This is a genomic window from Pseudomonas sp. BIGb0381 (assembly GCF_024809815.1).
Taxonomy (GTDB): domain Bacteria; phylum Pseudomonadota; class Gammaproteobacteria; order Pseudomonadales; family Pseudomonadaceae; genus Aquipseudomonas.
This window is the reverse complement of record NZ_JANUEN010000001.1, coordinates 1320917-1335204: the sequence shown is the minus strand read 5'-3', so window position 1 is coordinate 1335204 and position 14288 is coordinate 1320917. Positions and strand designations below refer to the sequence as shown.

General features: G+C 60.1%; 17 protein-coding genes. 13 read left to right on the top strand and 4 right to left on the bottom strand.

What is annotated here, in order from left to right:
- The 3 genes from M2397_RS06380 to M2397_RS06370 all read left to right on the top strand — a co-directional run.
- Positions 1–309, top strand: a 309-nt coding sequence (locus M2397_RS06380; protein WP_259242448.1) for a hypothetical protein, incomplete at its 5' end; no start/stop codon positions are given.
- A 268-nt stretch (positions 310–577) separates the two neighbouring features.
- Entirely contained in the window at positions 578–1465 is an 888-nt protein-coding gene (rhtA, locus tag M2397_RS06375) for a threonine/homoserine exporter RhtA (protein WP_145338808.1), read from the top strand.
- Positions 1466–1629: 164 nt separating this feature from the next.
- The gene (locus tag M2397_RS06370) at positions 1630–1911 is read left to right on the top strand and encodes a hypothetical protein (protein WP_048730152.1); all 282 of its coding nucleotides are present in this window, start codon (positions 1630–1632) and stop codon (positions 1909–1911) included.
- A gap of 106 nt (positions 1912–2017) precedes the next feature.
- Here the strand turns inward: M2397_RS06370 and M2397_RS06365 are convergent, their stop codons facing one another.
- The 3 genes from M2397_RS06365 to M2397_RS06355 form a co-directional block, all read right to left on the bottom strand.
- Complete coding sequence (locus M2397_RS06365; RefSeq protein WP_259242447.1) at positions 2018–3826, bottom strand: aminopeptidase P family protein; 1809 nt, start codon at positions 3824–3826, stop codon at positions 2018–2020.
- A 39-nt stretch (positions 3827–3865) separates the two neighbouring features.
- A complete protein-coding gene (locus M2397_RS06360) occupies positions 3866–5026 on the bottom strand; it encodes a cysteine desulfurase family protein (protein WP_145338806.1) in 1161 nt (386 codons plus the stop codon).
- A 233-nt stretch (positions 5027–5259) separates the two neighbouring features.
- Complete coding sequence (locus tag M2397_RS06355) at positions 5260–5529, bottom strand: hypothetical protein (RefSeq protein ID WP_131699206.1); 270 nt, start codon at positions 5527–5529, stop codon at positions 5260–5262.
- Positions 5530–5926: 397 nt separating this feature from the next.
- On the opposite strand from M2397_RS06355, the gene msuE reads away from it, so the two are divergent.
- The 4 genes from msuE to M2397_RS06335 are packed head-to-tail and all read left to right on the top strand — an operon-like array spanning position 5927 to position 9998.
- A complete protein-coding gene (msuE, locus tag M2397_RS06350; protein ID WP_131699205.1) occupies positions 5927–6490 on the top strand; it encodes an FMN reductase in 564 nt (187 codons plus the stop codon).
- Positions 6491–6499: 9 nt separating this feature from the next.
- Positions 6500–7639, top strand: a complete 1140-nt coding sequence (gene ssuD / locus M2397_RS06345) for an FMNH2-dependent alkanesulfonate monooxygenase (RefSeq protein WP_259242446.1) — start codon at positions 6500–6502, stop codon at positions 7637–7639.
- Between the two features lie 55 nt (positions 7640–7694).
- On the top strand, positions 7695–8882 hold the full coding sequence (locus tag M2397_RS06340; RefSeq protein WP_259242445.1) for an acyl-CoA dehydrogenase family protein: 1188 nt from the start codon (positions 7695–7697) through the stop codon (positions 8880–8882).
- A 12-nt stretch (positions 8883–8894) separates the two neighbouring features.
- Positions 8895–9998: a sigma-54-dependent Fis family transcriptional regulator gene (locus tag M2397_RS06335; protein ID WP_131699202.1), complete on the top strand. Its 1104-nt coding sequence runs from the start codon at positions 8895–8897 to the stop codon at positions 9996–9998.
- Here M2397_RS06335 and M2397_RS06330 read toward each other — a convergent pair.
- Positions 9987–10352, bottom strand: a complete 366-nt coding sequence (locus M2397_RS06330) for an antibiotic biosynthesis monooxygenase (RefSeq protein ID WP_065924540.1) — start codon at positions 10350–10352, stop codon at positions 9987–9989. The two genes, M2397_RS06335 and M2397_RS06330, sit on opposite strands and share 12 nt — an antisense overlap.
- Before the next feature lie 99 nt (positions 10353–10451).
- On the opposite strand from M2397_RS06330, the gene soxR reads away from it, so the two are divergent.
- The 6 genes from soxR (at position 10452) to M2397_RS06300 (ending at position 14278) form a co-directional block, all read left to right on the top strand.
- Entirely contained in the window at positions 10452–10892 is a 441-nt protein-coding gene (gene soxR / locus M2397_RS06325; protein WP_131699201.1) for a redox-sensitive transcriptional activator SoxR, read from the top strand.
- A gap of 91 nt (positions 10893–10983) precedes the next feature.
- Positions 10984–11442, top strand: a complete 459-nt coding sequence (locus tag M2397_RS06320) for a VOC family protein (RefSeq protein ID WP_145338802.1) — start codon at positions 10984–10986, stop codon at positions 11440–11442.
- Positions 11443–11662: 220 nt separating this feature from the next.
- Positions 11663–12865 carry a PepSY domain-containing protein gene (locus tag M2397_RS06315; RefSeq protein ID WP_131699199.1) on the top strand — a complete coding sequence of 401 codons (1203 nt, stop codon included), beginning with the start codon at positions 11663–11665 and terminating at the stop codon, positions 12863–12865.
- Entirely contained in the window at positions 12862–13401 is a 540-nt protein-coding gene (locus tag M2397_RS06310; RefSeq protein WP_259242444.1) for a thiamine pyrophosphate-binding protein, read from the top strand. Before M2397_RS06315 ends, M2397_RS06310 begins: the two co-directional genes overlap by 4 nt.
- Complete coding sequence (locus M2397_RS06305) at positions 13398–13721, top strand: hypothetical protein (protein ID WP_259242443.1); 324 nt, start codon at positions 13398–13400, stop codon at positions 13719–13721. Before M2397_RS06310 ends, M2397_RS06305 begins: the two co-directional genes overlap by 4 nt.
- On the top strand, positions 13718–14278 hold the full coding sequence (locus tag M2397_RS06300) for a DUF6162 family protein (RefSeq protein WP_131699196.1): 561 nt from the start codon (positions 13718–13720) through the stop codon (positions 14276–14278). The genes M2397_RS06305 and M2397_RS06300 overlap by 4 nt, the downstream gene beginning before the upstream one ends.
- Positions 14279–14288: the final 10 nt, after the last annotated feature.

The window sequence follows — 14288 nt, the reverse complement described above, 5'->3', positions numbered from 1 at the left end:
AGCACCCACACGAATTGCTTGATTCAGTTGTTAAAGAGCGGTTGGTTAAGAGCTTTCGTCTCAACCGAGGCGCGCATTCTACAGCAGCCTCATTTGCTGTCAAGTGATTATTTTCAGAAGCTTTCGAAGATTTCTTCAACAACTTCAACCACTTGCGCTTCCGATCTCTCGTCAGCGGGAGGCGAATTCTACAGCGTTACACGCTGCTGTCAACACCTCTTTTTCTCCGCTTTCGACCGAGAAGATCGAATCGTTAATAGCGCCAAACAACACGACTCTATCAACGCCTTCTGGGCTTCGATGAACTGAAGCAACTCGCCGTCTAATCCTGCATAACTCTTTGTTTAGCAAGGAGTTTTAAGTTTCGACTGCGCCGGAAGTGGGGCGAATTATAGACTTCCAGAATCTGCCGTCAACACTTAATTTGGTTTTCCTATCAAAGCACCTACCAACCTTAAAATCCCTCTATATATAGCAGGCCACCGCTGTAAATTTGAGCAATATATTGCTCAACATACAACAGTTAAGCATCATAGCGGCCCCGGCTTCTCAAATATGACCTTGGACGAACACCCCAATGACCACCTCCCACCGCAGTTTGGCCTCGGCATTGTTTCCGGTCGGCCTACTGTTGATCGCTATGGCCTCCATCCAGTCCGGAGCATCACTGGCGAAAAGCATGTTCCCGATTGTGGGAGCACAAGGCACCACAACCCTGCGCCTGATCTTCGCCAGCGTAATCATGCTGCTGATATTGCGACCATGGCGCGCCAGGCTGACCGCAAAATCCCTGCGTACCGTGGTCGTCTACGGGATGGCCCTGGGTGGCATGAACTTCCTCTTCTATATGTCCTTGCGCAGCGTTCCCTTAGGAATTGCCGTAGCCCTTGAATTCACCGGACCGCTCGCCGTCGCAATCTACGCATCGCGCCGAGCGATAGACTTCCTGTGGATCGCCCTCGCGATCGTCGGCCTGCTCCTGTTAATTCCCTCGGGAGAAGCCAGCAGCGGAATCGACCTGGTCGGCGCGGCCTATGCATTGGGTGCGGGTGTGTGCTGGGCACTCTACATTCTGTTCGGACAGAAAGCGGGTAACGACAACGGCGTCCAAACCGCCGCCCTGGGTGTGATGATCGCTGCCCTGTTTGTTGCGCCCATCGGCATTGTCCATGCCGGTACCGCGCTACTGACCCCTGCATTGATCCCGGTCGCCATCGGTGTCGCGATTCTGTCCACTGCACTTCCCTACACCCTGGAGATGGTAGCGCTGACACGCCTCCCCGCCCGCACCTTCGGAACGCTTATGAGCATTGAGCCTGCTTTCGGCGCGCTCTCGGGACTTTTCTTCCTACAGGAACACCTCTCCCTACCGCAATGGCTGGCCATAAGCTGCATTATCCTGGCCTCGGTAGGCGCGACACTGACAATGCGCAATGACTCAAAGCCGCTGGTTCCGGCAGATTGAATCATCTTTGAAAGTTGCTCTGGTATTTGCTGCGTATTTAGGCCATGTTTAAACTGCAAACGAATGTCATTCATGGAGTTTTTCGACAAGGACAGCACGAACGCTACACTCGAGAGCGAGTAGAGCCGACTTCGAGCATTGCGAAGTGGCTATTAAGGATAGGAATGAAGCGAATTTTGATACTGTTAATGGTCCTGGCCATTGCTGGCTGTGCCGCGACTACCAAGACAGAAGTAAAACGCGGCAAAAAAGGGCTGCATATCAACTGTTCCGGCCTGTCTTCTTCCTGGGACCAGTGCTACACCAGTGCAACCAACTCTTGCGGCGCCAAGGGCTACCGGGTTATCGCCAAGTCCGGTGACAATTCCGAGGAGCCAGGGGACTACCCCTTCGGCATCAACCCTGCCGGCTATACCAGCCGCAGCATGATCGTCATCTGCAAGTGATCTCCTCCGAGCAGTCACCATCGACTGCTCATATAAATGCCTGATACAACCCCGTCCCTTCGCGGCGCTGCAACTAAATTATTGCAGCTCCTGATTTTGCAACAGGTTAAATGGCCATCGTGCGCATCTGCAGCCACTCCAACGCAGCACCGCTGAGCAGCGGGCTCAGGCGTTCACGCACCTGGGCGTGATACGCGTTGAACCACTCGCGTTCATCCGCAGTGAGCAGCGACGGCTCCAGGCAACGGGTGTCGATCGGGCACAAGGTCAGGGTTTCAAACGAGAGGAACTCACCAAATTCGGTCTTGCCTGCTTCGCAGTTCAATACCAGGTTCTCGATACGCACGCCCCAGCGTCCAGGGCGGTAGGTGCCCGGCTCGATGGAGGTGATCATCCCTGGCTGCATCGCGGTTTGCGGCGCAGGGGCCGCCTGATAGGCGATCACTTGTGGGCCTTCATGCACATTGAGGAAATAGCCTACGCCATGCCCGGTACCGTGGCCGTAGTCCACGCCTTCAGCCCAAATCGGCGCGCGGGCAATGGAATCCAGCAGCGGTGACAAAATCCCCTTGGGGAAATGTGCACGGGACAATGCAATAACGCCCTTTAGTACACGGGTGCAGTCACGTTTCTGTTCGTTGCTCGGCGTGCCAATAGGCACCATCCGAGTGATGTCCGTGGTGCCACCCAGGTACTGGCCACCTGAGTCGATCAGCAGCAATCCATCGCCTTCGATCACCGCATGCTCATCTTCGGTCGCGTGGTAATGCGGCATCGCACCGTTGGCATTGAATGCGGCGATGGTATTGAAGCTCAGCGACACATAATCGGGGCGACGGCTGCGAGCAGCCGTCAGGTGCTCATCGATGGTCAGCTCAGTGATGCGCTCACGACCCAGCGCACTCTCCAGCCAGGCGAAGAATTCGCAAAGGGCCGCGCCGTCCTGCTCCATGGCCCGGCGAATGTGTTCCGCGTCCGCCAGGCTTTTGCGGGATTTGGCCAGTGTGGTCGGGTTCAGGCCTTCAATCAGCTTGACGCCGGCATCCAGGTTTTCCAGCAAACCGGCAGTCACGCGGGCGGGGTCAACTTGCAAGCTGGCACCCGATGGCACTGCACGCAGGGCATCCGCCACTTCGCTGTAATCGCGCAACGTCACGCCATCCTGCGCAAGCACCGCGCGCAAGTCTGAATCAACTTTACTCAGCGCCACAAACAACGTGGCCTGTTGTTGATTGATCAAGGCAAACGAAACAAACACCGGATTAAACGAAACATCGCCTCCGCGCAGGTTGAACAGCCAGGCGATGTCATCCAGGGTCGCGATGAAGTGCCAGTCAGCGCCCTTCTCTTTCAAACTGGCGCGCAGTGCGGCAAGTTTATCGCCACGGCTGACGGTCGCCTGAGGCGGCAGATGCTCATAGATCGGCTGGTTCGGCAGGCTCGGACGGTCTTTCCAAACGGCATCGAGTATGTCGATATCGGTACGCAGGCGAGCGCCACGTTCTGCCAACTTGGCGCCCAACGTGCGCGCAGAAGCGACAGCCATCACCGCGCCGTCCACTGCCACCACGCCGCCTTCCGGCGTCTGCTCGGCCAGCCATTCCAGCGGCCCGGGTTGGCCCGGTTGCAGCTTGACCAATTCAATGCCGCTGCCCTTGAGCTCCTTGGTGGCCTGTTCCCAGTAACGGCTGTCGGCCCAGACACCGGCGAAATCCGCAGTGACAATCAACGTGCCTACCGAACCATGGAAGCCCGACAACCATTGACGCCCCTGCCAGTAACCCGGCAAGTACTCGGACAAATGCGGGTCAGCCGACGGCACCAGCAGGGCATGGATGCCCTCGTGGCTCATCAGTTCGCGGATGTGCGCCAGGCGCTGGGGAACCGTTCCATAGATCAAGGGCTGCGTACTCATTGTGTCTCCTGCTAACCACTAATAATTGTTATGAAAAAATCAGACGGCCCAGAACGCCGGGGCGCTGGCCAGTGCGGCCTTGATCAATTGCACAGCCTGGTCGATATCCTGCTCGGTGGTAAACCGGCCAAGGCTCAAACGTATGGTACGGCTGGCAGAACGCACGTCATGGCCCAACGCAAGCAGCACGTGGGAAGGCGCATTGCTGGCTGAATTGCACGCAGAGGTCGCAGAAAAGGCGATGCCGGCACTCAATGCCGCAGCGTCAAACTCACCTTCGCTGAAGGTAAGGCTGAGGGTGTGAGGAATGCGCTGCGCAGGACTGCCGTTGAGGCGCACGCCACCGATGGTCTCCAACTGGTCCAGCAGGCGCTGACGCAAGGCCACAATCACGGCCTTCTCCTCAGCAAAAGACGCCGCCGCCAGGGCGAACGCCGCGCCCATGCCCGCAATCTGATGGGTGGCCAGGGTACCAGAGCGCAGGCCACCTTCGTGACCGCCACCATGAATCTGTGCCAACACTTTCTGTTGCGCCCGGGGGCCGACATACAACGCACCAACCCCCTTGGGGCCATACAGCTTGTGCGCGGAAAACGACATCAGGTCCACCGGCCACTGCGCCAAATCGATCGTCACCTTGCCCGCCCCTTGCGCCGCGTCGACATGCAATAACGCGCCATGCTCACGCACGCGCGCGCCGATGGCCGGGACGTCATTGAGGGTGCCCAGTTCGTTATTCACCAGCATCAGCGATACCAGAAAGGTGTCTTCACGCAATGCCTCGCTGACTGCCTCGGCGCTGATCAACCCATCGGCGTCCGGCACCAGGTAAGTCACGGCCACACCGGCTTCCTGCAACTGCCGCGCGGTATCCAGCGTGGCCTTGTGTTCGATCTGGCTGGTGATGATATGCCCGCCCGCCACACCCCGCGCCTGGGCAACGCCCTTGATCGCGAGGTTGTTGGATTCAGTGGCGCCTGAGGTCCAGACGATCTGTTCAGGCTGTGCGCCCACCAACTCCGCCACCTGGCGACGCGCCTGTTCAACCGTTTGCCGGGCCGCTTGGCCGAACGCATGAGAACTGGACGCGGGGTTACCGAAGTTGGCGTTGAAGCCCAGACACTCGACCATCACCTGGATGACGCGCTCGTCCACCGGGGTGGTGGCGGCGTAGTCGAAATACAGCGGACGTTTATTCATGACAGTTAAGACTCGCAAAGCAGGTCCCCGAGAGCAGCGTCTCAGGGGCATCGGCCGGAACAGAGGTCGTCAGGTTTACCGGATCGAATGCCATTAAAGAAGGACAACTTTAAGTAAATGTGCGTAGGAACGCTCCTGAAATTCAGCTTAACAGGCTGAAGTCACGCCATGGCAAACAAAAAGCCCGAGGTTCCTTAAGGGAATCCTCGGGCTTTTTTCCATTCGGCGCAGGCTCAACTGGGACGACCATGCAAGGTCACGCTGCGTTCGGCGTTCATTTCGCCCTGGCGATCAAAGCCAAAGGGTTTCTGTGGCTGGCCGGTCAGTGCGGCGCGCTGCTGCTGGTACTCATCAAACGACAACCCGCGACGGCTCAGTGCTTCCAAGGCCAACTGCTTGGTTTCTTCCGCTGAGTAGGGCCGTAATTCGGGCGAAGGATGGGTCGCACAGCCGGCGAGGACGGAAGTGACAATTAATAAGGAAACAGCGAGAAATCGGTTCATGGCGGTAGCCCTGCAAAGAAGGTTTCGAGTCAATGAACACAGGCTACTCCCGCCGTTGCGCAGTGAAAAATCACCGGCCGTGATAGTCGCTATCGACCACCTAGGCACCCTCGATAGGAAACGACATATTTCATTATGATCTATAAATATTGAAATACGTTCATTTACGGAATAACTGCAACCTTCTATAAATGGCTCACACCGAACCCGCACTGTTCGCCACGCAACTGTTTGCCAGGCAACAGCCATTCAACAAATCACCAGTCAGACAACAGCAGCATTTTTCAGCAGTGAACCTGCAACCCACGCCGATCAAGGCCTGTAGCCGTTGGTACAGCTCTTGCTCAACACGTTGCACCCCACCTGCTATGAACCACTGTTGATAAAGGAACTGTTCATGACCCGTCCCCTGAATGTCGTCGCCCTCTCCGGCGGAACCTGGCGTCCGTCCCGTACCCTCGTGCTGACCCAAGCCGTACTGGCTGAGCTGGCGACCTTACTGCCGATCCAGACCACCCTGATCGAATTGGGCGACATTGCCCGGCCCCTGGGTGGTGCGCTGTCACGCGATGAATTGCCCGCCGAGGTCGAAGCCCAACTGGTGGCCATCGAACAGGCCGACCTGCTGATCGTCGCTGCACCGGTCTATCGCGGTTCCTACCCTGGCCTGCTCAAGCACCTGTTTGACCTGATTGGCCTCAACGCCCTGATCAACACACCGGTACTGCTCGCCGCCACCGGCGGCAGTGAACGCCACGCGCTGGTCCTCGATCATCAACTGCGTCCGCTGTTCAGCTTCTTCCAGGCCCTCACCCTACCGATCGGCGTGTACGCCACAGAGGCCGACTTCACCGACTACCAAATAACCAGTGAGCCCTTGAAGGGCCGGATACGCCTTGCGGCAGAACGCGCAGCGCCGTTGTTTGCTGCGCACTCCCCCTCTCTGCTGAAAATCGCTTAAGGATTGGTCATGGATGTTTTCTGGTTTCTGCCGACACATGGCGACGGTCATTACCTGGGTACCACCCAAGGTGCACGGCCGGTCACCCTCAATTATCTGAAGCAAGTCGCGCAGGCGGCTGACAGCCTGGGTTACCACGGCGTGCTGATTCCTACCGGCCGCTCATGCGAAGACTCCTGGGTCATCGCCTCGGCGCTGGTGCCGCTGACCGAACGCCTGCGTTACCTGGTGGCAATTCGCCCGGGCATCATCTCGCCGACCGTTTCTGCCCGCATGGCGGCGACCCTGGATCGCCTGTCCAACGGCCGCTTGCTGATCAATGTGGTCACCGGCGGCGATCCCGATGAGAACCGCGGCGACGGCAGCTTCCTCGACCACAGCGAACGCTACGAAGTCTCCGACGAATTCCTACAGATCTGGCGCCGCGTGTTGCAGGGCGAGTCAGTAGATTTCGAAGGCAAACACCTGCGCGTGCAGAACGCCAAGGCCCTTTACCCAACGGTGCAGAAGCCTTATCCACCGCTGTATTTCGGCGGCTCCTCCGATGCCGCCCACGACCTCGCCGCCGAACAGGTGGATGTGTACCTGACCTGGGGCGAGCCGCCCGCCGCCGTCGCCGAAAAACTCGCAGATGTGCGTGAGCGCGCTGCCCGCCACGGGCGTACGGTGAAGTTCGGCATTCGCCTGCACGTGATCGTGCGCGAGACCGAAGAGGACGCGTGGAAAGCTGCCGACAAGCTGATCGAGCACATCAGCGACGACACCATCGCCGCTGCGCAAAAATCCTTCTCGCGCTTTGATTCCGAAGGCCAACGCCGTATGGCCGCCCTGCACGACGGGCGCCGCGACAACCTGGAAATCGCCCCCAACCTGTGGGCCGGTGTCGGCCTGGTGCGCGGCGGTGCCGGTACCGCGATGGTGGGCAACCCGCAGCAAGTGGCCGAACGCATCAAGGAATACGCCGACCTGGGCATCGAGAGCTTCATCTTCTCCGGCTACCCGCACCTGGAAGAAGCCTATCGCTTTGCCGAGCTGGTGTTCCCGCTGCTGCCGGAACCCTATGCCAGCCTGGCCGGACGCGGCATCACCAACCTCACTGGCCCGTTCGGCGAAATGATTGCCAACGATGTTCTGCCAGCCAAGGCCTGATCGGCGCAGCGGCGGGAGCGGCGTTGGTCGTTCCCGCTTATAAAGAGGAAACCCCGTGACAGCCACACCCCACAGCGTCCTGCCATCACCGTTGCAGACCGCCAGATTGCTGGCCGCCGAATTCGCCCTCACCGCCGTCGAACGCGACGAGCGCGGTGGCACTCCCAAGACCGAACGTGATGCCCTGCGCCAAAGCGGCCTGCTGGCCCTGAGCATTCCCACCCAATACGGTGGCCTCGGCGCCCGCTGGGGTGACACCCTGGCCATCGTGCGCGAGTTCGCCAAGGTCGACAGCTCCATTGCCCACGTCTTCGGCTTCCACCACCTGATGCTCGCCACCGTGCGCCTGTTCTCGCGGCCGGACCAGTGGCAACCGTGGTTCGAACAGACCGCGCGCAAAAACTGGTTCTGGGGCAACGCCCTCAACCCATTGGACACACGCACGGTGGTCAAGGACTTCGGCGGCTGGCGTGAGTTCTCCGGCAAAAAGAGCTTCTGCTCCGGCGCCAGCGACTCGGAAATGCTGATTGCCTCGGCGGTGGATGAAAGCGCCGGCGGCAAGCTGCTGATCGCCGCCATCCCCAGCGGACGCAGTGGCATCACCCTGCACAACGACTGGAACAACATCGGCCAACGCCAGACCGACAGCGGTAGCGCCAGCTTCGAACGGGTGCGCGTCGAGGAGTCGGAATTGCTGCTCGACCCGGGCCCGCTGAGCACGCCTTTTGCCTGCCTGCGCCCGCTGATCGCCCAGTTGACCTTCACCCATATGTTCCTCGGCATCGCCGAAGGTGCATTCGAAGAAGCACGCAACTACACGCTCACCGAGACCCGTTCCTGGCACAAGTCCTCGACCGAAGACGTGCGCCAGGACCCTTACGTGTTGCATCACTACGGCGAATTCTGGGTGGCGCTGGAAGGCGTGCGTCTATTGGTGGAGCGTGCCGCCGAATTGCTCGACCACGCCTGGGCCAAAGGCCCCCACCTCAGCGAACACGAACGCGGCCAACTGGCGATTGCCATTGCGACCGCCAAGGTCGCCGCCACCCGCCAAGGCCTGGACCTGTGCAGCCGCCTGTTTGAAGTCACCGGCGCACGCTCCACCCACGCTTCACTGCGTCTGGACCGCCATTGGCGCAACCTGCGCACACAAACCCTGCACGACCCGGTCGACTACAAACTCCACGAACTGGGGGACTGGGCGTTGAACCAATCCCTGCCGATTCCGACGTTCTACTCATAAAAAGAGGTGCCCATGCAGCTTCTAACCTTACCGCCCTCGCCCGCCCTCGCGACGTCGATTCGCGCCACGGCGCAGGTCTTCGAAGACCCGAAATCCAAGGCGCTGCTCGACCATATCCAGCAAGTGGCGCCCAGCGAAGCCAGCGTGCTGATCATCGGCGAGACCGGAACCGGTAAAGAGCTGGTGGCGCGCCATATCCACAACCTCAGCGCGCGGCGCAACCGGCCGTTCGTAGCGGTGAACTGCGGCGCGTTCTCTGAATCCCTGGTGGAAGCCGAGCTCTTCGGCCATGAAAAAGGCGCGTTTACCGGCGCCCTGAGTGCCAAGGCCGGCTGGTTCGAAGAGGCAGATGGTGGCACCTTGTTCCTCGATGAAATCGGCGATTTGCCGATGCCCATCCAGGTCAAGTTGCTGCGGGTGCTGCAGGAGCGTGAAGTGGTGCGCCTGGGTTCGCGTAAGAGCATTGCGATCGATGTGCGCGTACTGGCCGCCACCAACGTACAACTGGAAAAGGCCATCAACGCCGGACATTTTCGCGAAGACCTCTACTACCGCCTCGACGTCGTCAGCCTCGAGCTCAGCCCGCTGCGCGAGCGCCCCGGCGATATCCTGCCGCTGACCCGGCATTTTATCGAAGCCTACAGCCAGCGCCTGGGCTACGGCCCGATCACCATCAGCCGCGAAGCCGAACACAAGCTAAAGAGCTACAGCTGGCCGGGCAATATCCGCGAGCTGGAAAACGTGATTCACCACACCCTGCTGATCTGCCGTAACGGCGTGATCGAACGCGACGACCTGCGCCTGTCGAACATGCGCATCGAGCGCCAGGACGACAGCCAGCACGGCACCGACAACAGCGCTGAGGCCTTGCTGGAGCGCGCGTTTCAAAAGCTCTTCGAAGAACAGGCCGGCGCCCTGCACGAAAAGGTCGAAGATGCGCTATTGCGCGCCGCCTACCGCTTCAGCCATTACAACCAGGTGCACACCGCCAACCTGCTGGGGCTGAGCCGCAACGTCACGCGCACGCGCCTGATCAAGATCGGCGAGTTGGCGGTAAACAAGCGCCGCCCCGGGGAAAATGTGCAAGGCGAACGGATGCTGCATCTATCCATTTAGCCGGCAGTGCAACGCGTTGTCATGGCTGCGCTCGAAACTGCGCAGCACCTGGAACGAACCGAAGGTCACGGCCGTGGCCTGGTGCGCGCGAATCAGCGTCCAGAAATCTTCCTCGCCATGCTCAAAGCACTGGAACGCCGCTTCACCGTCCTCGCGGGAACGCCACTGCAGGTAATTGAGCACCCGCCGCCCGTCTTCGCTGACCTGCACACTCGCATTGATAAAACCGCCATGGCCCTGGGCCAGGCGCTCGCTTTGGGTGGACAAGGCGGCCACCAGCGCCACTTGTTGCTGGGGTTCGATGTGAAATTCGATCAACTGAGTGAAGCTGCGATTCTTCTCAGATACCTGCATGAAAACTCCCCTTTCTCTGTAGGCAGAATCTTGCGATTCAATGTCACGCAGGGTAAAACCTCTAGTTAAGTCAAGGTCAAGCGCTTAATCGGAGTTTTCATGATTACCAAGGAACTCACCGTTGGCCAACTGGCAGCCCGCAGCGGCGTGGCCGTCACGGCCCTGCACTTCTATGAAAACAAGGGGCTGATCAAGAGTCATCGCACTGCCGGCAATCAACGGCGCTATCCCCGGGATGTACTGCGCCGGGTGGTGGTGATCAAGATCGCCCAGCGCCTGGGGATTCCGTTGGCGACGATTGGCGAGGCATTGCAGACACTGCCGAATGGACGCACGCCCAACGCTCAAGACTGGGAGCGCTTGTCCGCGCGCTGGCGGGAAGACCTGGATGAGCGCATCAATAAGCTGATGCTGCTGCGCGACAAGCTCAATGGCTGCATTGGTTGCGGGTGCCTGTCGATGGACGCGTGCCCGCTGCGTAACCAGGATGACCAGCTCGCTGAGCGCGGGCCGGGGGCTCAGTTGCTGGAACCCAGTTGAGCATCCCCTGGTCGGGACCGACAGAGCCCTTGATTGGCGTGGCCTATAGTGAAAAGGCCAGTTCACCACCACCCCAATCAAGGAGAACGATATGAGCGTTAAACCTATTCCGGAGGGTTATCACAGCGTCACGCCCTATATGGGCATCGACAAAGCCTCAGAGGCTATCGAGTTTTACAAAAAAGCCTTCGGCGCCACCCAGATCATGCGCCTGGACATGCCCGATGGCAGGGTTGGCCATGCTGAGCTGCGCATTGGTGATTCGGCGATCATGCTGGGCACGCCCTGCGATCAGATGTCCCTGGGCAATCCGACTGAAAGCACGAGTGTGGCCTTGCATCTGTATGTGAACGACGTGGACGCGCAGTTCAAACAAGCCGTCGCAGCCGGCGCCAGCGTGGTGTCCGAACCAGAGGACCGCTTCTATGGCGACCGCTCGGGCAGCGTGAAGGATCCCTACGGTCACCTCTGGTACCTCGCCACCCGCAAGGAAGACCTCAGCGAAGAACAGATCCGTCAACGCGCCATGGAGATGTTCCAGCAAGACTGAGCATCGGGGCCGGTTCGCCGGCTCCTCCCCACCTCATGATCAACCCCTGCACGCCTTAAACCCACTGAATGTGAACCTGAAACATTTTCTTTCATATCGGCCTTGGGGATTTCTCATTCTCATCCGTCTTAATTTAGATACAGCCCGTCGCGTCAGCAAAAGCTACGACTGGCCTTTTTCGGGCCTCTTTCGCCCCCCTCTGATCAAGACCCTCATTCACATGTCCAAGAAGTCACGCTCAAAACTCTGGTTTCTCGTACATAGCTGGCTGGCCTTGCCCATCTGGTTCTTTGTACTGATCGTCTGCGTCACCGGCACCCTGGCGGTGGTCAGCCAGGAAATCGTGTGGCTGGCCAACCCGGACATCCGTGCGAGCAAGCCGTCGGATGATGCCGAGCCGCTGAGCTACGACCAGGTGATCAGCGCCATCAAGCGGGCCGAACCTCAGGTAATCGTGCAGTCTCTCAGTCGTCCGGACGAATCGCACTTTGCCCTGAGTGTCGACCTCAGCTACCCGGACGGGCGCTCGGTAGAGGTCTACGTCAACCCGTACACCGGGGCGATCCAAGGCATCAGCCCGTCGTTCAACTTCCGTCAGTTCACCCGCGCCCTGCACGGCTGGTGGCTGGTGCCGTTTACCAATGGCTTCAGCTGGGGCTGGTACCTGGTGTCGCTGCTCGGTTTGCCGTTACTGGCCTCACTGGTCACCGGGCTGGTGGTGTACAAGCGCTTCTGGAAAGGCTTTTTCAAGCCGACCCTGCGTATCCGCCACGGCGCGCGAATTTTCTGGGGCGACTTCCACCGCCTGAGCGGTATCTGGTCGATCTGGTTTATTGCGGTGATTTCCATCACCGGCACCTGGTTCCTGATCCAGGCAATCCTGGGCGATAACCAGATCTCCATCTCCAGCGAGCCCATCGTCCCGGTGATCGCCCGCGAAAAAGTCCCAACCTCAGCCCCAGGCGTGCCGGCACCGATGATTCCCGTGGATGAGGCGATCGCGATCGCCACCCAACGTATCCCGGGGCTGGAGGCGAGTTTCGTGAGCCTGCCGCTCAATGCCTACAGCCACCTGCAAATCGGCGGGCGAGGCTGGTACCCGCTGATGTTCCAGACCGCGCAGATCAACCCGTATGACGGTGAAATCGCCTCGTCGCACCTGCTGTCCGACCGCACCAAGCTGGAGTTCGTCACCGAATCCATGCGGCCCCTGCACACCGGCGACTTCGGTGGCCTCTGGATCAAGCTGATCTGGGCGTTCTTCGGCCTCGTGCTGAGCATGATGGTCCTGAGCGGCTTGCTGATCTGGACCAAACGCACTGCCCTGGCCACCCTCAACGCTCTCAAGCGCGAAGCCAAGACGCAACGTGCGCCGGCGTCCATCCCGGCCATGCAGGCTGAAACCTCGGAGGCCAACTCATGAGCAAGTCCGCTAACGCTACCCCGCCTTCACCGTTGCGGACCTTTTGGCTGAAATGGCGTTTCCACATCAATGTCCTGTTGTTGCTCGTACCGCTGGGCTTCATGCCCAAGTACTTCGCCGATGCCGCGCTGTTTCGCGGTGATACCGGCATCGGCGAGCGTGTGGCCGGCGATGTGCAGGTCGGCCCCTGGAGCCTCAAACTGGCCGAATTCCGCAATGAAGGCCCGCGCCCCGACCCGGCCGGCCCGATGAAGTTCTTCAATGCCGCCCTGTGTGACACCTGCGCCGACCAGGTCAAGGCCACGTACCTGCGCATCGGCAAACCGCGCAGCCTGCGTGCCGCCGGGGTGATTTTCTTCGGCACCCCGTACCGCATGGGTGCCGGCCTGCCCGTGCCGGAACGCACCCCCGTCGACGCCGAACTGTGGGTCACCATGGAAGGCTGGGACGGCACCATGCACCAGGGTTCCATCCCGTTGAGCCAGGCCTCGCCTGCCACCATTGCCTGGCTGAACAAGCAAGGAGTTAAACCATGACGTTCAAGCGCCTGTCCCGCGCCGCGCTGTTGCTGTGCGCCGGTTTCAGTACCACAGCCTTTGCCCACAACCCGATGTGCGAATGCAAGGAAATCCCCGGCGAGCAGATCCAGTGCAAAGGCGGTTTCTCCGACGGCAGCGGCGCCCCCGGCGTGACCCTGGATGTGATCGGCTACGACGAAACCATCCTGGTGCCCGGCAAGCTCGGCCAGGACTCCACACTGACCTTCAAAAAGCCCACGTCCGAGTTCTACGTGCTGTTTGATGCCGGCCCCGGTCACGTGGTGGAAATCGACCAAGCGGATATCCAGGCTCAATGAGTACCACACAGGTTGTACGCCCCGCCGGTGCCGGCCACGAGACCCTCTACGTGCTGCTGCTGTGCCTGATCATCCTGGCGGTGGCGGGAACGGTGGTGGCGCTGCACGGTGAAACCCAGGAGGTCGCGGCGGTGCCCAGCCATCAACTGGACGCCCGCCGCGACCTGAGCGCCGCCGAACAAGGCATCTACGCCGACCTGCGGGTAACGCTGGATGAAATCCACGTGCTGCAGCAAGAGCAAAGCGCCCTGCCCACCCCCGAGCAACTGGCCGCAGAAGGCTTTGCGCCGTTTGCCCACGACGCCAGTTCGGTCAGTCGTGGCGACCACCGCTGGCAGTTGCTGGCGAATTCGGCCTATCTGGGACTGAGCCAGGCACCGACCACCAGTGGCTCGCTGCTCATGCGCGTGCAAGGTGACGAGCCGGACATCTGGCTCAACCGCAGCAAAGACCTGGCCACCCCCGCCGACCTCACTGACCAGGCGCTGATCGCAGCCGGCTGGCAGCAGGTGATCGCGCAATTCGATGCCGGCGTCACCCGCCAGCACCGCCACTGAACGAGAAGAC

Coding starts and splice junctions, on each gene's coding strand:
- M2397_RS06360 (WP_145338806.1), bottom strand. CDS start 5,026: ATGAATAAACGTCCGCTGTATTTCGACTACGCCGCCACCACCCCGGTG.
- M2397_RS06370 (WP_048730152.1), top strand. CDS start 1,630: ATGAAGCGAATTTTGATACTGTTAATGGTCCTGGCCATTGCTGGCTGT.
- M2397_RS06305 (WP_259242443.1), top strand. CDS start 13,398: ATGACGTTCAAGCGCCTGTCCCGCGCCGCGCTGTTGCTGTGCGCCGGT.
- M2397_RS06330 (WP_065924540.1), bottom strand. CDS start 10,352: ATGCAGGTATCTGAGAAGAATCGCAGCTTCACTCAGTTGATCGAATTT.
- M2397_RS06355 (WP_131699206.1), bottom strand. CDS start 5,529: ATGAACCGATTTCTCGCTGTTTCCTTATTAATTGTCACTTCCGTCCTC.
- msuE (WP_131699205.1), top strand. CDS start 5,927: ATGACCCGTCCCCTGAATGTCGTCGCCCTCTCCGGCGGAACCTGGCGT.
- M2397_RS06365 (WP_259242447.1), bottom strand. CDS start 3,826: ATGAGTACGCAGCCCTTGATCTATGGAACGGTTCCCCAGCGCCTGGCG.
- M2397_RS06300 (WP_131699196.1), top strand. CDS start 13,718: ATGAGTACCACACAGGTTGTACGCCCCGCCGGTGCCGGCCACGAGACC.
- M2397_RS06310 (WP_259242444.1), top strand. CDS start 12,862: ATGAGCAAGTCCGCTAACGCTACCCCGCCTTCACCGTTGCGGACCTTT.
- M2397_RS06320 (WP_145338802.1), top strand. CDS start 10,984: ATGAGCGTTAAACCTATTCCGGAGGGTTATCACAGCGTCACGCCCTAT.
- rhtA (WP_145338808.1), top strand. CDS start 578: ATGACCACCTCCCACCGCAGTTTGGCCTCGGCATTGTTTCCGGTCGGC.
- soxR (WP_131699201.1), top strand. CDS start 10,452: ATGATTACCAAGGAACTCACCGTTGGCCAACTGGCAGCCCGCAGCGGC.
- M2397_RS06315 (WP_131699199.1), top strand. CDS start 11,663: ATGTCCAAGAAGTCACGCTCAAAACTCTGGTTTCTCGTACATAGCTGG.
- M2397_RS06335 (WP_131699202.1), top strand. CDS start 8,895: ATGCAGCTTCTAACCTTACCGCCCTCGCCCGCCCTCGCGACGTCGATT.
- ssuD (WP_259242446.1), top strand. CDS start 6,500: ATGGATGTTTTCTGGTTTCTGCCGACACATGGCGACGGTCATTACCTG.